Source organism: Paraburkholderia sp. MM5477-R1 (assembly GCF_050436385.1).
Taxonomy (GTDB): Bacteria; Pseudomonadota; Gammaproteobacteria; order Burkholderiales; family Burkholderiaceae; genus Paraburkholderia; species Paraburkholderia tuberum.
In genome coordinates, this window is the sequence record NZ_JBNDMC010000006.1 from 324,588 (window position 1) to 347,777 (window position 23,190).

Annotated in this window: 21 protein-coding genes; 14 read left to right on the forward strand and 7 right to left on the reverse strand. The window is 64.1% G+C overall.

Annotation, left to right across the window (positions count from 1 at the left end):
* Positions 1-26: 26 nt before the first annotated feature.
* The 3 genes from OKW35_RS19835 to OKW35_RS19845 all read left to right on the forward strand — a co-directional run bounded on the left by OKW35_RS19835 (position 27) and on the right by OKW35_RS19845 (position 3,122).
* Complete coding sequence (locus OKW35_RS19835) at positions 27-794, forward strand: transporter substrate-binding domain-containing protein (protein WP_187616175.1); 768 nt, start codon at positions 27-29, stop codon at positions 792-794.
* Between the two features lie 37 nt (positions 795-831).
* Positions 832-1,947, forward strand: coding sequence for a succinylglutamate desuccinylase/aspartoacylase family protein (locus tag OKW35_RS19840; RefSeq protein ID WP_429552930.1), 1,116 nt, complete (start codon positions 832-834; stop codon positions 1,945-1,947).
* Positions 1,948-2,204: 257 nt separating this feature from the next.
* Positions 2,205-3,122: a dihydrodipicolinate synthase family protein gene (locus tag OKW35_RS19845; protein WP_184057862.1), complete on the forward strand. Its 918-nt coding sequence runs from the start codon at positions 2,205-2,207 to the stop codon at positions 3,120-3,122.
* Positions 3,123-3,231: 109 nt separating this feature from the next.
* Here the strand turns inward: OKW35_RS19845 and OKW35_RS19850 are convergent, their stop codons facing one another.
* Positions 3,232-5,388 (reverse strand): phosphocholine-specific phospholipase C, encoded by a 2,157-nt coding sequence (locus tag OKW35_RS19850; protein ID WP_429552931.1) that lies wholly within the window; start codon positions 5,386-5,388, stop codon positions 3,232-3,234.
* 99 nt (positions 5,389-5,487) lie between these two features.
* On the reverse strand, positions 5,488-5,835 hold the full coding sequence (locus tag OKW35_RS19855; RefSeq protein WP_429552932.1) for a hypothetical protein: 348 nt from the start codon (positions 5,833-5,835) through the stop codon (positions 5,488-5,490).
* Between the two features lie 200 nt (positions 5,836-6,035).
* Here OKW35_RS19855 and OKW35_RS19860 point away from each other — a divergent pair, with 200 nt between their 5' ends.
* From OKW35_RS19860 to OKW35_RS19875, 4 genes are all read left to right on the forward strand, one after another.
* Positions 6,036-8,006, forward strand: a complete 1,971-nt coding sequence (locus OKW35_RS19860) for an amylo-alpha-1,6-glucosidase (protein ID WP_429552933.1) — start codon at positions 6,036-6,038, stop codon at positions 8,004-8,006.
* 51 nt (positions 8,007-8,057) lie between these two features.
* The gene (locus OKW35_RS19865; RefSeq protein WP_429552934.1) at positions 8,058-10,868 is read left to right on the forward strand and encodes an MGH1-like glycoside hydrolase domain-containing protein; all 2,811 of its coding nucleotides are present in this window, start codon (positions 8,058-8,060) and stop codon (positions 10,866-10,868) included.
* Positions 10,869-10,978: 110 nt separating this feature from the next.
* The gene (zwf, locus tag OKW35_RS19870) at positions 10,979-12,598 is read left to right on the forward strand and encodes a glucose-6-phosphate dehydrogenase (RefSeq protein ID WP_429553812.1); all 1,620 of its coding nucleotides are present in this window, start codon (positions 10,979-10,981) and stop codon (positions 12,596-12,598) included.
* A gap of 63 nt (positions 12,599-12,661) precedes the next feature.
* On the forward strand, positions 12,662-13,486 hold the full coding sequence (locus OKW35_RS19875; protein WP_429352817.1) for an ROK family protein: 825 nt from the start codon (positions 12,662-12,664) through the stop codon (positions 13,484-13,486).
* A 137-nt stretch (positions 13,487-13,623) separates the two neighbouring features.
* Here OKW35_RS19875 and OKW35_RS19880 read toward each other — a convergent pair whose 3' ends face one another.
* Together OKW35_RS19880 and OKW35_RS19885 are read right to left on the reverse strand one after the other, a co-directional pair.
* Complete coding sequence (locus OKW35_RS19880; protein WP_429553813.1) at positions 13,624-14,034, reverse strand: type VI secretion system amidase immunity protein Tai4; 411 nt, start codon at positions 14,032-14,034, stop codon at positions 13,624-13,626.
* A 192-nt stretch (positions 14,035-14,226) separates the two neighbouring features.
* The gene (locus OKW35_RS19885; RefSeq protein ID WP_429552935.1) at positions 14,227-14,796 is read right to left on the reverse strand and encodes a hypothetical protein; all 570 of its coding nucleotides are present in this window, start codon (positions 14,794-14,796) and stop codon (positions 14,227-14,229) included.
* A 78-nt stretch (positions 14,797-14,874) separates the two neighbouring features.
* On the opposite strand from OKW35_RS19885, the gene OKW35_RS19890 reads away from it, so the two are divergent.
* Complete coding sequence (locus OKW35_RS19890) at positions 14,875-15,441, forward strand: YbhB/YbcL family Raf kinase inhibitor-like protein (protein ID WP_429352819.1); 567 nt, start codon at positions 14,875-14,877, stop codon at positions 15,439-15,441.
* Positions 15,442-15,488: 47 nt separating this feature from the next.
* Here OKW35_RS19890 and OKW35_RS19895 read toward each other — a convergent pair whose 3' ends face one another.
* Positions 15,489-16,484, reverse strand: coding sequence for an aldo/keto reductase (locus OKW35_RS19895; RefSeq protein WP_184057878.1), 996 nt, complete (start codon positions 16,482-16,484; stop codon positions 15,489-15,491).
* A gap of 277 nt (positions 16,485-16,761) precedes the next feature.
* Between OKW35_RS19895 and OKW35_RS19900 the strand changes: the two genes are divergently transcribed.
* From OKW35_RS19900 to OKW35_RS19920, 5 genes are all read left to right on the forward strand, one after another.
* Positions 16,762-18,942, forward strand: a complete 2,181-nt coding sequence (locus OKW35_RS19900; RefSeq protein WP_429552936.1) for a TonB-dependent receptor — start codon at positions 16,762-16,764, stop codon at positions 18,940-18,942.
* 78 nt (positions 18,943-19,020) lie between these two features.
* Positions 19,021-19,704, forward strand: a complete 684-nt coding sequence (locus tag OKW35_RS19905; protein WP_429552937.1) for a Fe2+-dependent dioxygenase — start codon at positions 19,021-19,023, stop codon at positions 19,702-19,704.
* Entirely contained in the window at positions 19,701-20,423 is a 723-nt protein-coding gene (locus OKW35_RS19910; RefSeq protein WP_429552938.1) for a PepSY-associated TM helix domain-containing protein, read from the forward strand. Before OKW35_RS19905 ends, OKW35_RS19910 begins: the two co-directional genes overlap by 4 nt.
* A 110-nt stretch (positions 20,424-20,533) precedes the next feature.
* A complete protein-coding gene (locus tag OKW35_RS19915; RefSeq protein WP_184030536.1) occupies positions 20,534-21,223 on the forward strand; it encodes a nitroreductase in 690 nt (229 codons plus the stop codon).
* Between the two features lie 36 nt (positions 21,224-21,259).
* Positions 21,260-21,574, forward strand: a complete 315-nt coding sequence (locus tag OKW35_RS19920; protein WP_429552939.1) for a high-potential iron-sulfur protein — start codon at positions 21,260-21,262, stop codon at positions 21,572-21,574.
* Between the two features lie 28 nt (positions 21,575-21,602).
* Here the strand turns inward: OKW35_RS19920 and OKW35_RS19925 are convergent, their stop codons facing one another.
* On the reverse strand, positions 21,603-21,953 hold the full coding sequence (locus OKW35_RS19925) for a DOPA 4,5-dioxygenase family protein (protein WP_090810310.1): 351 nt from the start codon (positions 21,951-21,953) through the stop codon (positions 21,603-21,605).
* A 30-nt stretch (positions 21,954-21,983) separates the two neighbouring features.
* Positions 21,984-22,487, reverse strand: a complete 504-nt coding sequence (locus OKW35_RS19930; RefSeq protein ID WP_184052875.1) for a GNAT family N-acetyltransferase — start codon at positions 22,485-22,487, stop codon at positions 21,984-21,986.
* A gap of 391 nt (positions 22,488-22,878) precedes the next feature.
* Between OKW35_RS19930 and OKW35_RS19935 the strand changes: the two genes are divergently transcribed.
* On the forward strand, positions 22,879-23,151 hold the full coding sequence (locus OKW35_RS19935; RefSeq protein ID WP_090807933.1) for a DUF1488 domain-containing protein: 273 nt from the start codon (positions 22,879-22,881) through the stop codon (positions 23,149-23,151).
* Positions 23,152-23,190: the final 39 nt, after the last annotated feature.

Here is a 23,190-nt window from a genome sequence, read left to right on the forward strand (position 1 = left end):
TCCTGATCCGCTCATCGTCGCCTTCCATGAAAACTCCACTGATGACTCTCTGCGCCGCGCTGGCTTTCAGCAGCGGCGCGTTCGCCGCTGACGCCAACACGTTGCGCCTCGGCATCGATCCGACCTATCCGCCGATGGACTCGAAGGCGCCCGATGGCAGCCTGAAGGGCTTCGACGTCGATCTCGGCAACGAGATTTGCCGGCGCATCCACGCGCATTGTCAGTGGGTCGAACTCGAGTTTTCGGGCATGATTCCGGCGCTGCAGGCGCGCAAGATCGACGCGGTGCTGTCGTCGATGGCGATCACCGAGAAGCGCGAGCAGCAGATTCTGTTTTCGTCGAAGCTGTTCCAGTTCAAGTCGCGGCTGATCGCGCGGCAAGGCTCGTCGCTCGCGCCTACGGCGAGCGGACTTGCCGGCAAGCAGATCGGCGTGCAGTCGGGCACGCAGTTCGAGGGCTACGCACTGAAGAACTGGACGCCGCTCGGCGCGAACGTGGTCGCCTACAAGAGCCAGGACGAGGTGTTCGCCGATCTGCAGAACGGCCGGCTCGACGGCGCGTTGCTCGGCACCGTCGAGGCCGATTACGGCTTCCTGCGCACGCCCGCGGGCAAGGGCTTCGCGTTTGTCGGCGAGCCGCTTTCGATGGGAGATCGCGGCGTCGGCATCGGCTTGCGCAAGGACGAAACCGCGGTGCAGGCATCGATCAACGCGGCGATCGCGTCGATGCGCAAAGACGGCACCTATGCGCAGATCGCGAAGAAGTACTTCGACTTCGATCCGTACGGCAATTGATGCAGATTTCCAACATTATCTTCACGGCTTTCCATTCATGAACAGGCAATCGATTCCGCTTGTGTCGCCAGCCATCGGCACGCACCGCGAACTGGTGTCGTTTCATTTCGGCCCGGCCAATAGCGGGCAGAAGATCTACATCCAGGCGTCGCTGCATGCCGACGAAACGCCCGCGATGCTGACCACGGTGCTGCTGAAGCGGCGTCTGCGGGAGCTCGAGGAAGCCGGCGCGCTGAACGCGCAAATCGTGCTCGTGCCGGTGTCGAATCCGGTCGGGCTCAGTCAATACGTGCTCGGGCAGTTCATCGGCCGCTTCGATCTCGGCAGTGGCAAGAACTTCAACCGGCATTTCGTGCAGTTCGCAAAGCTAGTCGCGAATGCGAAAGAGGCGCTCGGCGCCGACGCGAACGAGAACCGCCGCATCGTGCGCGAGCTGCTCGCGGCCGAACTCGCGCAACAGAAGCCGCTGACCGAATTCGAGTCGCTGCAACTGGCGCTCTTGAAGTTGTCGTGCGACGCGGACGTCGTGATCGATCTGCATTGCTCGCTCGAAGCGGCGATGCATGTGTACACGAGCGAAGCCGCTTGGGCCGAGTTCGAGCCGCTGTCGCGCTATCTCGGTGCAGAGGCGTCGTTGCTCGCGACCGATTCGGGCGGCGGCGCGTTCGACGAAACCCACAGCCTGCTGTGGTGGACGTTGCAGCAGCAGATGCCGGCGAGCAAGCCGGTGCCGACCGGCTCGATCGCGGTGACGGTCGAATGCCGCGGCCAGCGCGACGTGTCGTATGAAGTCGCGCAGCAGGATGCCGACGCGCTCGTCGACTATCTGGTGTGGCGCGGCGCGATTCGGGGCGAGGCCAAGCCGTTGCCGCCGCTGCTGTCACCGGCGACGCCGCTCGCGGGCAGCGAGCAGTTCTATGCGCCGGTGAGCGGGATTCTCGTGCACCGCGCGAAGATCGGCGACAAGATCCGCGTCGGCCAGCCGCTGTTCGATATCGTCGACCCGCTGACCGACGAGACGACCACGATCGAGAGCCAGACCGAAGGGGTGCTGTACATGCGGCGCGCGATCCGTTTCGCGACGGCCGGTGCGCCGCTCGGTCGCGTGACCGGCACGCGGCCAATCCGAACGGGCGTGTTGCTGGGCGCCTGAGCGCGTAGCGGCTATGCCGGACTCGGCATCCAGGGGCCGCCTCGAAGCCTCACGCGACGGTGCTGACGTGCGCCTCAGCCGCCTTGCTGCGAAGTAGCCGGCGCCGCCCTGCCGGCGATCCGGCGCCTCGCCTGTTGTGCGGATTTAATCTCTTTCAGCCACGAAAAAGCCCAAGCCCGCCTCCGGATAAAGGCCGATACTCGTCGTCATACTCAACGTGTGTCGGCGCGGCCGGCTTTTTGAAGGAGACGGACAAAGTGAGCAAGGCTATCCAATGGAGCGGGGTGTTTCCCGCCGTCAGCACCCAGTTCAAGCCGGATTTTTCGCTCGACATCGACGCGACGCACCGCGTGGTCAGCAATCTCGTCAAGGACGGGGTGTCGGGTCTGGTGGTCTGCGGCACGGTTGGCGAAAACACCTCGCTGAGCACGTCGGAAAAACTGCAGGTGATCGAGGCGGCGCGCGACGCGGCTGGCGGCAAGGTGCCGGTCGTCGCGGGTGTCGCCGAGTTCACGACCGAGTTCGCGCGGCAGACGGTGCGTGAAGCCGCGCGTGTCGGCGTCGACGGCGTGATGGTCATGCCGGCGCTCGTCTATTCCGCGAAGCCGCACGAAACTGCCGCGCATTTCCGCTCGGTCGCGACCAGCACCGATCTGCCGGTGATGATCTACAACAACCCGCCCATCTACAAGAACGACGTCACGCCGGACGTGCTGATCGCACTGCAGGACTGCGAGAACATCGTCTGCTTCAAGGATTCGTCGGGCGATACGCGACGCTTCATCGATCTGCGCAACGCGGTGGGCGACCGCTTCGTGCTGTTCGCCGGCCTCGACGACGTCGTCGTCGAAAGCATCGCGGTCGGTGCAGAAGGGTGGGTGTCGGGCATGTCGAACGCGCTCCCGAAGGAGGGCGAGACGCTGTTCCGCCTCGCCACGCAGAAGCGTTTCGATGAAGCGCTGTCGCTGTACCGCTGGTTCATGCCGCTGTTGCACCTCGACGCGCGCCCCGACCTCGTGCAATGCATCAAGCTGTGCGAGGAACTGCTCGGCCGCGGCAGCGCCGTCACGCGTCCGCCGCGCCTCGCGCTGCAAGGCGACGCGCTCGCCGAAGTCAAAGACATCGTCGCCAAGGCGCTCGCCACGCGTCCGGCGCTGCCGGACGTCGGTCTCTAAGCACCGCGTTTCAATACGAGCCTTAAAAAACATCGGCACCCTGTCCGCCACGTAGGCGGGACAGGAAGCCGAATCAGGCCGCAAGTAAGCGGGGCTGGCGGTTGCTGCCTCAACTCGCGCTCAGCACCGGCGCAACCGCAGCCGGATCGCTGATACTCGGCCGGCCGTTCTCGACGTGACCGGCAAAGCGGCGCGAGAAGCTCGCGTCGTCACTGCTCGTCACCGTCAGGTCGTACCAGTGATGGCTCGACGCAAGCACCCAGCCTTCGTCGATACGCGCATTGGCCGGCACGACCACGGTGCGCGGGCGCGCGCCGTACGCGTTGTCGATCACCGTCAGATGCGCGATGCCGCCGCCGCTGTTGGTGAACTTCAGGAACACGTTGCCATTCGCGACGTCGTATTGCACGGTCACTTCAGGCCGCGCCGGCTGGTTGTCGGCATGACCGTTGCCATGGCCATTCTGCGTGCTTTGCGTGCTCGCCTGGGTGTTGCCCGCGAACTTGCGCACGAAGCCGTTCGGGCCGAATACGTCGAATGCATACACACCGTTCGTCGTGCTCAGGTCGAACGTGTCGCTGAGCGACTTGCCCGCTTCGACCGTGTAGCGCCACGGACCGTCGGTGCGATTCGTCGCGTACACGTAGAAGTGCGCGCCCTGGTCGCCGGTGTTGCCGATCGTGATTTCGAACGTGTCGTTGCCCGCGTTCGCCGCGCCGTTCACATGCAGTTCGTACGGCAACGCGCGCGCGAAACGGATGCCCGCTTCCTGCGCATCGACCGGAGTCGGCGTCGTCGGCACGGTCGGCTTCGGTTGCGTCTTGCACTGGTTGTCGGCCATGCTGATGTAGTTGCTGGTGTCCGGCAGCGACGGCATCTTCGCATCCGGCGTGCGAAAGTCGAATGCGGTGGTCAGGTCGCCGCATACCGCGCGACGCCATGCCGTGATGTTCGGCTCATGCACGCCGAAGCGCGTTTCGATGAAGCGGATCACCGACGTGTGATCGAACACCTGCGAGCACACGAAGCCACCCTTGGTCCACGGCGACACGATCGTCATCGGCACGCGCGGGCCGAGGCCGTACGGATAGCCGTCGGCGGTGTAGCTGCCGCCGCGCAGCGGATTGACGACATTGTGGATCTCGCCGTCGGTCGTGACCGTCGACTTGCCCTGGGTGGAGGTCGTCGGCGGTTGCGGCGGCACGAGGTGATCGAAGAAGCCGTCGTTCTCGTCGTACATGATGAAGAGCACGGTCTTGCTCCACACCTCGGGGTTCGACGTCAGCGCGTCGAGAATCTGCGAGGTGTATTCGGCGCCGTACGCGGGCGTGTAGCTCGGATGCTCCGAGTACGCGGCCGGCGGGCACAGCCACGACACCTGCGGCAGCTGGTTCGCGAGCACGTCGGCTTTCAGGTCGTCGATCGTGCGCACGGTTTGCGCGCGCTCGTAGAGCGGCGAACCCGGCTGCGCGTTGATGAAGTTCGTGAAGTTCTGCAGGATGTTGGTGCCGTAGTTGCCGTTCAGCGGATCGGCGCCCGACGTGCCCTGCTGATAGATCTGCCACGAAATGCCCGCCGCCTGCAGACGCTCCGGATACGTGGTCCACGACAGCAACTGATAGTTCGGCGGACCGTCGCCGTCGACCCAGTCGTTGTTGTCGAGCAGCGGGCCGCCCATCGTGCCGGTCGGGTCGACCATGCCGGTCATCAGATACGCGCGGTTCGGGTGCGTCGGTCCCGGCAACGAGCAGAAGTACGCATCGCAGATCGTGAAGGCGTCGGCGAGCGCGTAGTGGAACGGGATGTCGCTACGCAGGTGGTAGCCCATCGTCATGTCGGTCTTGTTGGCGGGCCACTGGTCGTAGCGGCCGCCGTCGATCGCGTACTGGGTCTTGTACCACGAGTGATCGAGATCGCCGACGCATTGCGCGCTCGTCGTCGCGGTGTCCAGATGGAACGGCAGCACCGGCTTGGTCGGGTCTTCCTTCGACGGCTGATTCCACACCGGCAGGCCGCTCGGCAGCGGAATCGGGAAGCGGTCGTTGTAGCCGCGCACGCCGCGCAGGTGGCCGAAGTAGTGGTCGAACGAGCGGTTCTCCTGCATGAACACGACGATGTGCTCGACATCGCGAATCGTGCCCGTGCGCGAAAACGCGGGCACGGCGAGCGCGTTGCGGATCGACTCGGGCAATGCGGTCATCGCGGCGGCGGCGCCCGCGGATGAAGCCACGGTTTGCAGGAAACGGCGACGGCTAGTTGATGTCATCGAATATCACCTTCTGCGTAGGGGAAGAATAGCGCGCGTGAGCGTGCCTGGGGGTGTTTCGTGGTCGGTTACGCGTTGCTCTTGCTGATCAGTTGCGAACTAGTTGTTCGCGCTGTCGCCGGGCGCGTAGCGCATGACCGGCGCGACCTGCTGGCTGTCGGCCGCCAGACTGGCCTGCATGTTTTGCGTGATCGCGTCGGTGGCGGCTGCGCCACTTGCCGCGTTGCTCGCCGTGTCGTTCGCCGTGTTGTTCGCGAATGGCGCTGAGGCGTTGGGAGTCGCCACTGCCGCTGCCGCCATTGCGGGTCGTTGCGCCGCGTCGTTCGGCGCAAGGCTCGTGGTCGTCGCGTTGCTCGTGGAAGAGGAGTCGTCCGCGCCGCAACCGTTCAACGCTATCGTGGCAAGCGCCAGCAATGCGGCGCTCGCGATGCAACTGATTTTTCTCATGTCTGCATCCGGTTCGATGAAAGCGGGTGCAGTCTCCATTCCTTTCAAGAAATAATTGTGAAACGTTTGCGCCCGGCATAACTTTCGATAAATCGTCGGTTGATCGAAAGAAAATGGAAAGTATCGGGAAGGTCAATGTTCATGGCGCTGCCATCTGCGCTATGTTTGCTGCTTTATCGTTCGCGCATGGGCACGATTCAATGACTCGCATCGATTCACCCATCGACATCTCGCAACTCGAAGACGAATGGCTCGAAGCCGACGGCTTCGGCGGCTTTGCTTCGGGCACGCTCGGCATGTTGCGCACGCGCCGCTACCATGCGCTGCTGCTGGCCGCGACGCGCGCGCCGGGCGGGCGCATGGTGCTCGTCAACGGCATCGAGGCGTGGGTCGAAGCGGGCGGCGAGCGCTTCGCGTTGACCATGCAGCGCTATGAGCCTGACGTGATCTATCCGGATCTGCGCGGCCGCCTTGCCAGCTTCGACACCGCGCCGTGGCCGACATGGCGCATTCAACTCGGTGCGCACGCGGCGATGATCGCCGACGTGTTCGTCAGCAAAGCGACGTGCGAAACGGTATTGCGCTGGCGGCTCGAAGGCGGCGAACTCGATGCGCCCGTGCTGAAGATCAGACCGCTGCTGTCGGGCCGTGACTATCATGCGCTGCATCACGAGAATCCGGCCTTCAACTTCGGCGCGCAAGTCAGCGCCGATCAATCGTGCGCGAGCTGGCAACCGTATGGTGGACTGCCGGTCGTGCGAGCGGCGACGAACGGTGCCTATACGCATGCGCCCGACTGGTATCGCAACTTCTGCTACGTGCGCGAGCAGGAGCGCGGTCTCGATTGCAGCGAAGATCTCGCGACGCCCGGCGTGTTCAGCTTCGATCTCGCGGAGGGCGACGCGGTGATGATTCTGAGCGCGTCGAGCACGTCCGCCACCGAATGCGCGAACGACAAAGCCCAAACCACCGACCACGCCGCCCAACTCGCCCACACCGAACAACAACGCCGCGCCGCACTCGGCTCGCGCCTGCAACGTTCGGCCGACGCCTACGTCGTCGCGCGCAACGAAGGCCGCACGATCCTCGCGGGCTTTCCGTGGTTCACCGACTGGGGCCGCGACACGTTCATCGCGATGCGCGGCCTGCTGATCGAGTCGAACCGTCCCGACGACGCCGAAGCGATCCTGCTCGAATGGTCGGGCTTGCTGTCCGAAGGCATGCTGCCGAACCGCTTCCCCGACTACGGCGACGCGCCCGAATACAACTCGGTCGACGCGTCGCTATGGTTCATCGTCGCGGTTCACGACTATCTGGCGACGCCGCATGCGGGCGCGCAAACGCGCGCGCATCTGCAGCAGGCCGCCGAAACGATCCTGACCGGCTACACGAACGGCACGCGCTTCAACATCGGCGTGTGCGCGGACGACGGCCTGCTGCGCGCCGGCATCCCCGGCGTGCAACTGACGTGGATGGATGCGAAAGTCGGCGACTGGGTCGTCACACCGCGCATCGGCAAGCCGGTCGAAGTGCAGGCGCTGTGGATCAACGCGCTGCGGATCGCGTCAGCATGGAACCCGCAGTGGCGGCAAGCTGCCGAGCGCGCGACGCTCGCGTTTCGCCGGCGCTTCGTCGATCCGGCCACCCAGGCGCTGTTCGATAACGTCGACGTCGATCATGTGCCGGGCACGGTCGACCGCTCGATCCGGCCGAATCAGATCTTCGCGATCGGTGGCCTGCCGTTTCCGCTGCTCGAAGGCGCGGCGGCGCGCGCGGTGGTGGGTCAGGTCGAAGCGCAATTGCTGACGCCGCTCGGCCTGCGCACGCTCGCGCCGTCCGATCCCGCCTATCGCGGCCGCTACGGCGGCGCGCCGCGCGAACGCGACGGCGCCTATCATCAGGGCACCGCGTGGTTGTGGCTGATCGGCCCGTTCGTCGAAGCGTGGCTGCGAGTGAATGGCGCGAGTGCCGATAATCTCGCGCAGGCGAGGGCGCGCTTTCTCGCCCCGCTGTACGCGCATCTCGATCGCGCGGGCCTCGATCACCTGTCCGAGATCGCCGCCGGCGACGCGCCGCACGCGCCCGCCGGCACGCCGTTCCAGGCCTGGTCGCTAGGCGAATTGCTGCGCGTCGAAAGTCTGCTTGCCCGGTTCGAGCACAACGGCGCGTAAACCGCGCTACGATGTGGGTCCCACCGCCAGGCCTGTTGCAAGGACGTTTTCATGCCACCGCTGCGCGCTGCCAATCTGCTCGCCACGATCGAAGGTTCCCGACTGCATTCGCCCGAATGCGGCCACTGGCAGCGCTGGGGGCCGTATCTGAGCGAGCGCCAGTGGGGCACGGTGCGCGAGGACTACAGCGCGAACGGCACCGCCTGGGACTCGTTTCCGCACGACCATGCGCGCAGCCGCGCCTACCGCTGGGGCGAAGACGGCATCGCCGGCTTCGGCGACGACCGGCTCAGCTGGTGCGTGTCGCTCGCGCTGTGGAACCGCAAGGACCCGATCATCAAGGAGCGCCTGTTCGGCCTGACCAACTCGCAGGGCAATCACGGCGAGGACGTCAAGGAGTTGTACTTCTATCTCGACGGCACGCCCACGCATTCCTACATGCGCATGCTGTACAAGTACCCGCACGCGGCCTATCCCTACCAGGACCTGATCGACGAAAACGCGCGCCGCGGCGGCGATATGCCAGAGTACGAAGTACTCGATACCGGCGTGTTCGACGATCAGCGCTATTTCGACGTCCAGATCGAATACGCGAAGCACACGCCCGACGACATCGTGATGCGTGTGACGATCGAAAATCGCGCGGACGAAGCGGCGTCGCTCGATGTGCTGCCGCAGATCTGGGCGCGCAACTCGTGGTCGTGGAAAGAGAACAAGGACAAGCCGAAGCTCGTCGCCGGTACCGGTCATGACGGCGCGGTACGTCTGCTTGGCCATCACCATGTGCACGAACCGATCGTCGTGACCGCGTGGTCGAAGGACGCGCCGCAACTCGCGTGGCTGTTCTGCGAGAACGACACCAACGTGAAGCGGCTGTTCGGCATGGACGGCGCGGGCCCGTTCAAGGACGGCTTCAACGACTACCTCGTGCACGGCGACGCGAACGCGATCCGTCACGACGCGGGCACCCGGGCCGCCGCGCATGCGGCGCTCGAGTTCGGGCCGCACGGACGCGCGGTCGTGTATCTGCGCTGGCACCCGCAATCTGCGACCGATGAAGCGCCATTCGATGCCGACGCGTTGATCGCGCGCCGCCGCGCCGAAGCCGACGAATTCTATGGCGCGTTGCAACACGAGATCACCGACCCCGATGCGCGTCTCGTGCAACGTCAGGCACTCGCCGGCATGCTGTGGTCGAAGCAGTACTACCAGTACGACGTGCAGCGCTGGCTCGACGGCGATCCGCTGCAACCGAGCCCGCCCGCCGCGCGCAGGCACGGCCGCAACACCGACTGGCGGCATCTGTGCAACGCGGACATCGTGTCGATGCCGGACAAGTGGGAGTACCCGTGGTACGCGTCGTGGGACCTCGCGTTTCACGCGGCCGCGTTCGCGCTGATCGATCCGGCGTTCGCCAAGAAGCAGTTGCTGCTGCTCGTGAAGGACCGCTATCAGCACCCGAACGGCCAGTTGCCCGCTTACGAATGGGCGTTGAGCGACGCGAACCCGCCGGTCCATGCATGGGCCGCGTGGCGCGTGTACGAGATCGACCGCGCGCTGACCGGCAAGGCGGACCGCGATTTTCTGGAGCTCATGTTTCACAAGCTGCTGCTGAATTTCTCGTGGTGGGTGAATCGCAAGGACGCCGACGGCCACAATATTTTTCAGGGCGGTTTTCTCGGGCTCGACAACGTCGGCATCTTCGACCGCTCTTCGCCGCTGCCCACCGGCGGCCACATCGACCAGGCCGACGGCACCGCGTGGATGGCCGCGTATGCGCTCGACCTGATGCGTATCGCGCTCGAACTCGCCTACGCGAACCATGTGTTCGTCGATATTGGTGTGAAGTTCTTCGAGCACTTCCTGTACATCGCGGAAGCGGTCAGTTGCGACGACGGCTGCGAAACGGGCCTGTGGGATAGCGAGGACGAATTCTTCTACGACAAGCTGCGCCTGCCCGACGGCAGCAGCATGCCGATGCGCGTTCGCTCGATCGTCGGACTGATACCGCTGTTCGCCGTGCACGTGCTCGAGGAGCGTTTGCATGGCGGCTTGCCGGGCTTGCGCGAGCGCCTCGTGTGGTTTCTCGAGCATCGGCCCGATCTCGCGAAGCTGGTGTCGCGCTGGAACGAGCCCGGCAAGGGCAACGCGCTTTTGCTGTCGCTGCTGCGCGGGCATCGGATGAAGGCGTTGTTACGGCGCGCCCTCGACGAAAGTGAATTTCTTTCCGATCACGGCGTGCGGGCGTTGTCGCGTTGCCATCGCGATCATCCGTTCGTGTACCAGCACAACGGCAACAGCTTCTGCGTGAAGTATCTGCCGGCCGAATCCGATACCCGTGTGTTCGGCGGCAATTCGAACTGGCGCGGGCCGGTGTGGATGCCGGTCAACTATCTGCTGATCGAATCGCTGTACGAGTTTCATCGCTATTACGGCGATGATTTCCGCGTCGAGTATCCGACTGGGTCGGGCCAGAAGTTCTCGTTGAGCGAAATCGCCGACGAACTCGCGCGCCGCGCGACCACGCTATTCCTGAAGGACAAAAACGGCGAGCGGCCGGTGATGGGCGCGTATCCGCTGCTGCAGGCGGACCCGCGTTCGCAGGATCTGATCCTGTTCCATGAGTATTTTCATGGCGATAACGGTCGTGGCGTCGGGGCTTCGCATCAGACCGGCTGGACCGGGCTCGTCGCGTTGCTGTTGCAGCCGCGCGCCATGGCGGCATCGGGCAACGTGCCGCTGGCGGGGGAACCGGCGCCGGCGCCCGCGCCGATTCCGGTGCCGGCGGCTTCTGCGTCCGCGGTAACGCCGGCGGTGGCGAAAGAACCGGTACCGTCGCTCGCGGCCACGACGACGAAATAAGCACGCCGCGCGCTCACGCGCGAACGCAATTGAACTGTGCGGCAGCGCCCGTGGTCTTTCATGTATCGCCGCGTTCGTTCTATCGGCTTACCGAGGTCCAAGTGAATCCCATGTCGAGCACACCGAACCCTTCCGCTTCTCCCGATCAACCCAACGCAACGCCCGCGCTGAGCTGCAAGCTCAGCGCGGACCGATACGACGCCCTGTCGTCGCCGGCCGGCAAGAAGTCCGCGCCGCCATGCACGCTCGTGATCTTCGGCGCGGGCGGCGATCTGACCAAACGTCTGTTGATGCCGGCGCTCTACAACCTCGCGGTCGATGGCCTGCTCGACGACAGCATGAAGATCATCGGCGTCAATCACGGCGAGCGCGAAACGCGCGAATGGTGCGAAGAACTGCATACCTCGCTGCAGAAGTTCGCCGCCGACAAGGCCAGCACCTTTCACGCCGGCAAGCTCGACGACAACGCGTGGAACTGGGTCGCGCAGCGCCTCGAATACATGGCGGGCGAGTTCGAATCCGACGATACGTTCGCGAAGCTGAAGCAGAAGCTCGATCAGTCGAAAGGCGGTAACGCGATCTTCTACCTCGCGGTCGGCGCGCGTTTTTTCAAACCGATCACCGACCGGCTCGGCAAAGCCGGCCTGCTGAAGGAAGGCGACGGCGCGAACGGCGGCTTTCGGCGTCTCGTGATCGAGAAGCCGTTCGGCACCGATCTCGCGTCGGCGCGCGATCTGAACGCGCACATCCTGTCGTATGCGCGGGAGTCGCAGGTGTACCGCATCGATCATTTTCTCGGCAAGGACACCGTGCAGAGCATCCTCGCGGTGCGCTTCGCGAATGCGATGTTCGAGCCGATCTGGCGGCGCGAGTACATCGATTGCGTGCAGATCACGGCGGCGGAAACGATCGGCGTCGAGGGGCGCGGCAGGTTCTACGAGCAGACCGGCGCGTTTCGCGACATGGTGCCGAACCACCTGTTCCAGCTGCTCGGCATCGTCGCGATGGAGCCGCCGAATTCGTTCGAGGCCGAAGCCGTGCGAAACAAGAAGGCCGAGCTGTTCGACGCAATCCAGCCGCTGACGTCCGCCGACGTCGTCTTCGGCCAGTACGAAAAAGGGCCAGCCGGCGTGGGCTATCGCGAGGAGCCCGACGTCGCGCCCGGCAGCACGACGGAAACCTACGCGGCGGCGCGCGTGTTCGTCGAGAACTGGCGCTGGGCCGGCGTGCCGTTCTATCTGCGTACCGGCAAGCGGCTCACGGTGCGCCGCACCGAGGTTTCGGTGCAGTTGAAGCCGGTGCCGTTCCGCCTGTTCCGCGATACGCCGGTCAACGCATTGACGCCGAACGTGCTGACCATTCGCATCGATCCCGAGCACGGCTCGAGCTTCGATTTCAATGTGAAGGTGCCGGGGCCGGTGATGCAGGTCGGTCCGGTACAGTCGTCGTTCAACTATGGCGACTTCTTTGCGGAAAGCGCGAACGTCGGCTACGAGACGCTGCTGTACGACTGCATGTTTGGCGACGCGACGTTGTTTCAGCGCGCCGACAGCATCGAGACGAGCTGGTGCGCGGTCGACGACGTGCTGCATCCGAGGAGTGGCGGCGCGGTTGCCGTGCGTGGCTATGCGGCCGGCAGCGACGGGCCGGCCGAAGCCGACGCGCTGCTCGCGCGCGCTGGCCACGCGTGGCGCCCGTTGCAGCAGAAAGCGCCCGGTGGCAAGTCGTAGCGGCACCTTTGAACCAACCCGCAGACCCGCATCACAACCGCCTCAACACAATCGGGAGACATCGTGGCAACACGCAAGAAGAACGCAGTGAAACGGAATGCGCCGACAAGCGGCAGCGAGCACATCCTCGCGATCGATGTCGGCGGCACCGGCCTGAAGGCCGCGATCATCGACGCCGACGGGCAGATGAAAACCGAACGCGTGCGCGTTGCGACGCCGCATCCGTGCACGCCGGATCAACTGGTGGACGCGCTCGCGCAACTCGTGGCTCCGCTCATCGAGCAGGTGCGGCCCGTCCGTATCTCGATCGGGTTTCCGGGTGTCGTGCGCAACAACCGCATTCTGACCGCGCCGCACTTCGGCATCGAAGGATGGCACGACATTGCGCTTGCGGATTCGCTCGCGCAGCGCCTGGGCGGACTGCCGGTGCGGATGATCAACGACGCCGAAATGCAAGGCTTCGCGGCGATCGAAGGCCACGGCCTCGAATTCGTGCTGACGCTCGGCACCGGCGCCGGCACCGCGATGTTTCGCGATGGCGAACTGATGCCGCATCTGGAGCTCGCGCATCATCCGGTCAGCAAGAAGGGCGTGGCGTACGACGAATACATCGGCGAGGCCGCGCGCGAGCAGATCGGCAACAAGCGTTGGAGCCGGCGTGTCGAGAAGGTGATCGGCATTCTCGAGTCACTGGTCAATTACGACAAGCTGTGGATCGGCGGCGGCAACGCGGCGCGCATCAAGTTTTCGCTGCCGGCGAACGTGGCGACCGTATCGAACGACGCGGGGATCGAGGGCGGCGCGAAATTGTGGCATCCGCTGTCGGTGCGCGAGACGCGACAGTATCCGGAGGCGACGCAGAAGACGGGGCGGTTCAAGCCGAAGTGAGGCGGTGGATTGCCGCTGCCATCACGTATCCGGTGCCGCGGCTCCACGTCCAAGGGTTCATATCAACTCCTTAACGATTGCCAAGGCGATCCGTGCCCGAGCACTGGTCAGCGCTTCGACGCTGGACGTGCTCATAACTACTTCGGCTTTGCTGGCAACGGATTATCTTGCCTGTAAGTGCGCCTGGGGTTAATGACCAAACGCTTGACCTGTGCGTCTAATTCCTTACTGTGATACAGGTCCAGACACTTCAGGAAATCGAAACGGACACCTTCGGTTTCCGATTCAACCAGCGGGTTTTGATAATTTCGCGCCAAATAATTGTCCACCAAGGTTTTGATCGCGTCTGGAGCCTTCTCCAAGTCAAAGTAAGTCCAGTCTCGCAATGCACTGACGCTGCTTCCCGCATCCATAGCAGCATCTTTGTCGTTCCTGTAGGCGTTCGCTATACAAGTAGCCAGAACCATGTCTTTGTAATTCTGTGCGTAAGTACGTGCTCCAGCTTGTGGAGTCGCACGTTGATCGCCTTTTGCATAGCAAGCAGACATGCCGAAGATGAGGGCAAAACCAGTTAGGATGCCAACCCCGACCTTCTTCACGGTAAACTCCAGAAGTTCGCGCGGTCAGTGCGATACTTCGCCTCAGGTTCGTTGAAATAGCAGTGGTCGTAACAGTTGTTTTCGCGCAATCCAGTTGTCCATCACGGGGTGACGGTCTCGTTCACTGCTTCCGCGGTTTGTCTAACGCCCGACGTTTGTCGTACTCGCGCGCAAGGTAAATGTTTTGCCGTCGAACGCGTAGTAGTAGGTTCCGTGCTCGGCGTTTTCATTGCGGCTACCGTGAGCGATCAGCAGGCAACTGTCTGCGCGATAGGCAAGCGGATCCGTGATGTCCAGCGGCCAATCGGAAACCGTGAACGGCAGCGAAGTGACGCGGCCCGAGTTCGTATCGATTGCCGCCGCCATCACGCAGCCAGCACCGCATCCCCACGTAGCGAGAACGTAGTGGCCCGCGAAGTTAATCGGCTCCTTTGCGGCTTCACGAAGAATGCTGCGGTAATGACGTGCCGTCGCGTCCGTGAATATCATGCGTGGCATCGCAGCGTGCCTGGACTCGACAGTGGCGGGACAATCCTCAAACCTGAGAACCGATTCCGCAAGGGCCAAACCGGATCCTGCGCCGAACATCAATGTGGCAATAAGCCAGGACGAAAGACGCATCGTTTTAATACCAGTGGTGTTGTTGCCAGAATCCTTTGGCCATATTGTTTGATTCGCGTAGCCCCATGCGCAATATGCCGCCTCTTCCATCTCAAAACAACATTCTCGTTATAGTTGCTCTCTGAACTGCAAAGCTCTCAACGGCACGTCCAACCCCGGAGACTCCCAATGACTCGCATCCACCTGACCCTCGCGCGGCGCCTCCTCTCCGTCGGCGCGTGCGCGCTGCTCGCTTACGCGTGCGCGCATGCGTATGCGGCACAGGCCTTCGCGGTGTCGTCGCCGGGACTGGCCGATGGCGGCACGCTCAACGCAAGCCACGCGGCGAGCGCGAACAATTGCGGCGGCGGCAACGTGTCGCCGGCGCTGCAATGGCATAACGCGCCGGCCGGCACGAAAAGTTTCGCGGTGACGATCTTCGATCCCGACGGCGCGAAAGGCCTCGGCCTCGTGCACTGGATCGTCTATGGCATCGCGCCTACCACGACTGGACTCGCCGAAGGCGAAGCCGCGCCGGCGGGCAGCGTCGCCGGCACGAATCGCACCGGCGGCCCCGGCTATTACGGCCCGTGTCCGCCCGTCGGCGAGGTACCGCATCACTACGTGGCGCAGGTCTATGCGCTCGATCTGCCGCCCGACGCATTGCCGGCCGGCTTGACGCGCGACGCGTTCCACGCCGCGATCAAGGATCACGTGCTCGCCGCGACGAGCACCGTGCTGCGCTACGGACGATGAAGACGCGCGGCCGAACGCCGGGCCGCGCCTGATCTGCCGGCGGGCGCCTAGCGCGCCGCGTCCCCCCAGCGATACTGCACGCTCGCTTCATCGAGCTGGGTCTTGATCGCGGCGTCGAGCGTGAGCCCGGCCGCCGCGAGCGTATCGCTCAACTGCTCCGCGCGGCTCGCACCAATGATCGCCGACGTAATCAGCGGATTCGCGAGCACCCACGCAAGCGAGACCTTCGCCAGCGATTCGCCGGTCGGCGCGACGATCGCCTTCAGCCTTTCGATCGTGTCGAACTCGCGCTCATGCCAGTAGCGCTCCTGATACATCGCGCCAGCCTTGCCGACGCTTTCGGTGAAGCGCCCTTCGGCGGGCGTCGCGTCGAGCCGGTGCTTGCCGCTCAGCAGTCCGCCCGCGAGCGGGTTATACGGCATCACGGCCAGTTGTTCCTCGGCGGCCAGCGGCAGCAGCTCGCGCTCGATCTGGCGAAACAGCAGGTTGTAGCGCGGCTGGACCGACACGAAGCGCGCGACGCGGAGCACGTCCGCGCGCCCCAGTGCGCGCGCGAGCCGGTAGGCGAGAAAGTTCGACACGCCGATATAGCGCGCCTTGCCCGAGCGCACGATCGCATCGAGCGCTTCGAGCGTCTCGTCGAGCGGGGTCTTCGCGTCGTCGGAATGGAGCTGGTACAGGTCGACGTAGTCGGTGCCGAGGCGCTGCAAGGACGCGTCGATCGCATCGAGCAGGTGCTTGCGCGACGCGCCCTGGTCCCACGCGGCGGGCCCCATCTTGCCGACCGCCTTGGTCGCGACGATGAAGCGCTCGCGTTTGCCCTTCAGCCAGCGTCCGACGATTTCCTCGGTGCGTCCGGCCAGATTTTCGTCGCCGCCGAGCGGATAGACGTTCGCGGTATCGATGAAATTGACACCGGCGTCCGCGGCCGTGTCGAGGATGCGGTGCGATGCGGCTTCTTCGGTTTGCAGCCCGAAGGTCATGGTGCCGAGACACAGGCGAGAAACGGTCAGGCCGGTGCGGCCGAATTGGCGATATTGCATAAAGTCGACTCCAGAGGGAAGGAAAGCGCTGCCGAAGCGATGAAACTACATTGTTGTAAAAAGGATAAACCGAGTCGCGATTCGATGTGCCTGACGCACGCCGGGATTGCTGACTTCCAGTAGATGTGAAATGATATCGATTCTCATTTAAACCTAGCCAGCCATCCCGTCATCTCCATCTCACACTACGGAGAGCGGCAGCCAGCCATTTGCGGCTTTGTCATGAATTCGACGTCAGTGATGCGAATTTGACAAACGCATTTCTGACGGGATTTCCATGCTCAATCACACGCCGCTCGCGACAGCGCTAGCGCTCGCTTTTGCCATTCCTTTGACGACCCCGGCGCTCGCGCAAAGCGCGCCGCAGAACGTACAAACCAATGCACAGAACGACACACCCGCCGCCGCGCCGACGCTGCCGACCATCGGCGTGCAGGCTCAGGCCGTTCAGCAGGACTTCCAGGCCGACCGTGCGACCGTCGGCGCCAAGACGCCGACCGCGCTGCGCGACATTCCGCAGACCGTCACCGTGATCAATCGCGACCTGCTCGCCTCGCAGGGCGCGACGTCGTTTGCGGACGCGCTGCGCAACGCGCCCGGCGTGACGATCGGCGCGGCCGAAGGCGGCCAGATCGGCAACAACATCAACCTGCGCGGTTTCACCGCGCAGAACGACATCTATCTGGACGGCTTTCGGGACCGCAACCAGTACTACCGCGACACGTTCGACCTCGAGTCGCTCGAGGTGCTGTACGGTCCGTCGTCGATGCTGTTCGGCCGCGGCTCGACCGGCGGCGTGATCAACCAGGTCAGCAAGAAGGCGAACCTGACGGACTCGGCGGAAGTCTCCGGCATGATCGGCACCGACGACCGGTACCGCTCCACCGTCGACGTGAACCACAAGCTCACCGACACCTCGGCGATCCGCCTCAATGCATTCGGCCAAAGCCTCGGCTCGACGCGCGACGTGATGAAGAACAAGGACTTCGGCGTCGCGCCGGAACTGCGCTTCGGCATCGGCACGCCGACCGAGATCACGCTGTCCGCGCTGATCCAGCACAACCACGACATGCCCGACTACGGCATCCAGGCGCTGAACGGCCGCCCGTCGCCGGTACCGAAGAACACGTTCTACGGTTTGACCAGCGACCGCACGATCCAGGACGTGCAGATCTTCACCGCGGCGATCAAGCACAAGTTCTCCGACGCCCTGACGCTGACGAACCAGACGCAGATCTCGCACTCCATGACCGACGCGCGCGAAACCGCGCCGCAAGCGGTGCTGACCGGACCGCTGTCGTCCAGCACAGCGTTGACCAACGGCAACTTCACGACGCTGTCGCCATCGCAGCTGTTCATCAAGCTGCAGAGTCATGACCGCGTGATCCAGAATCATGCGATCTACAACGACACGATGCTCGAATACAAATTCGACACCGGACCGATCAGGCACGACCTGATCGTCGGTGTCGAAGTGGGCCACGACAGCTATACGAACCAGGCGTACACGCGCAACAACCTGCCGATCGTGCCGATGCTCAATCCGCCGATCATGGGCACGCCGTCGAACGTGACGACGACGGTCGGCAACTACGCCGATTCGAGCGCGAACGAAATTGCCGCTTACCTGAACGACACGATTACGCTGACGCCGCACTGGAAGCTGATCGGCGGTGTGCGCTGGGATCGTTTCTCGGCGGGAATCCGCAATACGATTAGCGCGCCGGCTTACGCGAGCCAGACCAACTACTTCACGAGCGTGCGCGCCGGCGTCATCTATCAGCCGACCGACTGGCAGTCGTACTACGTGTCGTACGGCACGTCGTTCAACCCGTCGCTCGAAAACCTGACGGTCACGAACCTCACTCAGAACCTCGCGCCGGAATCGACGAAGTCGTATGAAATCGGCGGCAAGTGGGATCTGTTCGGCGGCAACATGTCGGTGACCTCGGCGATCTTCCGCGAGGAAAAGGACAACGCGCGCACGCAGGTGTCACCGACCGAGTACCAACTGGCCGGCAACATTCGCGTCGACGGCTTCCAGGCGGGCGTGACGGGGCACATCACCGACAAGTGGCAGATTTTCGGCGGCTACACGTACATGGACGCGACGATCCTGAAAGCGGCCGACGGCACGCAGGGTCACACGCCGGCCAACACGCCGCGCAACACGCTGACGTTCTGGACCACGTATGCGATCACGCCGCACTGGGAAATCGGCGGCGGTCCGATCTACATGTCGCCACGTTATGCGTCGAATACGAACTACGTGAAGGTGCCGGGCTACACGCGCTGGGACGCGACCGCGGCCTATCACGCGAAGAAGTACGACGTGCGTCTGAACCTGCTGAACCTCACCAACAAGTACTACTACGACGCGTTGATTCCGTCGGACGGCGGACGTCCGGTGCCGGGCATCGGCCGCACGCTGCTCGCGACGTTCAACTACCGCTTTTGATACGCGCTTTTGATACGCACTGAGCGCATGCGTACGGCTTGCCGCTTCTGCAAGGCAAGCCGACGCGAAGGACACGTCATGTTGCTGCACATTCCGAAGGTACTGGACGCCGGGCAGTTGCGCTTCATGCGCGAGCGGCTCGATCGAGCCGGCGACGCGTGGGTCGATGGCCGCGCGACCGCGGGCTATCAGGGCGCGCCGGTCAAGCGCAATCAGCAGATTGCCGAGCACTCGACGCTCGCGCGCGAACTCGGCGATGTGATTCTCGCTGCGATCGAACGCAATCCGCTGTTCATCAGCGCGGTGCTGCCCAACCAGGTCTATCCGCCGCTCTTCAACCGCTACGAGGGCGGCATGGAGTTCGGCAGCCACGTCGATGGCGCGGTGCGCGTGCTGCCGAACGGCGTGAAGCTGCGCACCGACGTGTCGGTGACGCTGTTTCTCAGCGCGCCCGACGAATACGACGGCGGCGAACTCGTGATCGAGGACACCTACGGCGTGCAGCAGGTGAAACTGCCGGCCGGCGACATGATCGTCTATCCGGCGACGAGTCTGCACCAGGTGACGCCAGTCACGCGCGGCGCGCGGGTGGCGAGCTTCTTCTGGGTGCAGAGCCTCGTGCGCAGCGACACGCATCGCGCGCTGCTGTTCGACATGGACACCGCGATTCAACGGCTCAATGCCACCCATGCCGACGAAGCTGCGCGACGCAGCCTCGTCGGTTGTTATCACAATCTGCTGCGTACCTGGAGTGAAACGTGAGCGTCTCGGACACCCTCGACATTCAACCGCCCGCGGCCGGCGAACATGACGCGCAGGAGCCGCGTCGGCTCGATGACCATGAACTGAAATCGCGCCAGCAGCGCTCGCGTCGCGCGACCTTCATCAAGTGGCTGCGCAAGGTGCATGGGTGGGTTGGACTGTGGGGCGCGGCGCTCGGTCTGCTGTTCGGCACGACGGGCTTCTTTCTGAATCATCGCGGTGGTCCGCTGCGCGTCTCGACCGGCGAGCCGCAGGTGGCGGTGATGCAGGTGCCGCTGCCGCAACCGGCGCCGCAAACGCCGCGCGAGCTCGCGAAGTGGCTCAAGCAGGAGCTGAAAATCGCCGGCAATCCGGGGCGCGTGCAGAAGGAAACCGAGCATCCGGTGGCGTGGGGCGATCGCAGCGTCGTGCAGCCCGAGCACTGGCAACTGAGTTTCGGGTCGCCGAAGGAAAACACGTCGGCCGAATACTGGGTCGGCAACCACACCGTCACGGTCAAGCGCAGCGCGAACACCTTTCTCGCGATTCTGACGAACATGCACAAGGGTGTGGGCTTGAGCGTCGGTTGGGTGCTGCTGATCGATACGCTCACGGGCAGCCTGATCCTGCTGTCGTTGACGGGCGTGCTGTTGTGGACCGAGTTGAACAAGCGCAAGACGGTGGGGCTCGCGCTCGTGGTCGGATCGATTGCGGCGGCGGTGGTGTTGGGGACGATGTAAGGGCGCGGCGCAACGCTTCGGGCGATGCCTGCGCGCTGGCGGGCAGGCTTTGAGCGGTCCGCGCTAGAATCGTCGCAGACCTACTCCGCAGGCTCTGCCGCCATCCGCCGATGACCTCTCCCGCGAACCCCGTCGACACCGCGCTGACCACGCGGCGCTCGGTGCGCGCCTTTCTGCCGACACCGGTGCAGCGCGCCGACATTGAAGCGATTCTCGAAGCCGCCAGCCACGCACCGTCGGGCACCAACACGCAGCCGTGGAAGGTATACGTGTTGACGGGCGAATCGCTCGCGCGTCTGTCGCGCGATCTGCTCGCGGCCTACGACGATCCGCAGCGCGACGAGCTGTACCAGGAGGAGTACGCGTACTATCCGCGCCAGTGGCAGTCGCCGTTCATCGACCGGCGTCGCAAGATCGGCTGGGACATGTATAGCCTGCTCGGCATCGAGAAGGGCGACAAGGCGCGCATGCACGAACAGCACTCGCGCAACTTCCGTTTCTTCGACGCACCTGTCGGCCTGCTGTTCACGATCGATCGCAGCCTCGAGCGCGGCAGCTGGCTCGACTACGGCATGTTCCTGCAGGCGATCATGACGGCCGCGCGCGGACGCGGTCTCGACACCTGTCCGCAGGCCGCGTTCATGCAGTTTCATCGACTGATTGCCGGACATCTCGGCTTGCCCGAAAACGAGCAATTTGTGTGCGGCATGTCGCTCGGTTTCGGCGACCCCAACGCGCCGGTCAATACGCTGCGCCCCGAGCGCGAACCGGTCGAGCGCTTCGCGCGCTTTCTCGATTGAACGCATCCCTCAGTCCCCACCCAGAGGCAAACGACAATGAAAACATCGCGGCGCCATTTCCTGTTGGTCAGTGCGGGCGTCGGCTCGTCGCTCGCGCTGTCTCGGGTCGCGTTCGCCGCGACCGTTCCCAATGCGCTCAGCGAGAGCGATCCGCAGGCGCAGGCGGTCAGCTATACCGAAGATGCGTCGAAGGTCGACAAGGCCAGATTTCCGAACTTCGCGGCCGGGCAATCGTGCGCGAACTGCTCGCTGTTCCAGGGCAAGGCATCGGACGCATACGGCGGCTGCACGCTGTTCGGCACTAAACAGGTCGCGTCGTGCGGCTGGTGCAGCGCGTATACGAATATGTGAGCACGCCGCCGTAGCGTTCGCAGCGGTGCTATAGCAGCGCCTTCAGCACGAGTTCGTGCGAGTGCCCGATCCACACGGCGGCGTCGCGATGATCGCGCAGCGCGTCGCCGGTGTTCGGATGCAGAAAGACATCGAGCGCGCCGTGATTGAGCGTGAGCCAGCCGACCACGTCGGCGAACTGCGTGTGCGCGAAGGCGAGCTGATACGACCACATCGGATGCGGCCCGACCGGCCGTTCGTGGAAGCGCCCGATCTGCAGTTTGTCGCCCCAATGTGCGTCGATCTGCTCGCGAAACGCCCAGGCGGCATCGCGGCTCGCCGGGTCGAAGTAGATGTGCGCGTGCCAGCTTTGTATCGCTGAAGCAGCGCGAAAAGTCATATCAGAGTTCATTGCCAGGCTCGTTCCGTATCAGTCTTTATCCGACATTCGTTCTGCTTCGCTTTCCGCCGGCGCGCGCGCTGCAAGTCGCATGTGAAACTGTGTCTGATCCTCGCCGACGATCTCGAAGCCAAGACGATCGTACAGCCGTTTGGCGGGATTGCCCTTGAGCACCTGCAAGCTGACCGGCAACGCTTCGGCCGCGGCGGCGCGCAGGATCGTGCGCAGCGCTTGCTCGCCGATGCCGCGACCCTGCAGCGCCGGCGCGATCTGCAACTGCACGACGAACCATTCGACGTCGTTGCGATGCGCCTTCAACAAGCCCGCGGGCGCGCCGTCGATGCAGACCACCTGCGCCGCGTCGTAGCGATGCAACAGGCGCGCGCGATGGGCGTCGTCGTCGGTCGGCTCGCCTGCGCGCGCCAGGTGTTCGGTCATCGTCGTCTTGCGCAGTTCGAGCAGGAAGGCTTCGTCGTCGGGTTGCGCGGGGCGCAAGGTCAACCCGGATCGTTGGTCGGGCAGTTGGGCGGACATGTCGGCAAGGTAGCGGCGCGCGATGATCGTGCGAAGCGCGAGTAAGAATTGTCGTCGATTGTCGCGCCGGCTGCGCTTTTTTACCACGCGGCTATGTTGCAGTCTTCTCACTTTGCGATGCAGGGCGAACGCTCGATGCGGCGAGGCGCCGCCTGCTGCGTTGTGTGGCATGCGCATTGCTAAAGGTTGATTCGCTATTCGCGGGCACGGTCGTCGACCCATCGCGGCCGCGCTATCCGCACCACCGTACGAACCGACAAGACGAGGCCTCCGACGATTGGCGCGCGAACGTCCGCTTGCCGCGTCATCCGATGCGGCGAGCGTCCAGATGGTTATCCGGGGAGGTTCGCGTGATGCGGCGAACGTCGTAATCAACGTTGCGAGGTGGGCTATGACGATGATCGAGGTGGTACCCAGCGTCTCGGCAGATGGACGCGCGGTGATTTTCCAGCTTTCGTCGCAGGGACGAGACCTTGAATGCGCGGTCACGCGCGAGGCGCTCGAGCAGCACTTCTGGCTGCAACGCGGCGCGGGTGAGGCGCGCGTTCTGAAGACGTTCGCGGATGGGCGCAAACGTATTACGGCGATCGCCGAGCGAAAAATGCTCGCGCGTCCCGGTGAGAAGGTCTTGCTGACGATCGACGATTTCTCCACACGCGGTTGACGTGCGTGGCGTGGCGCGCGTCATCGCTCGAAGCTGCAC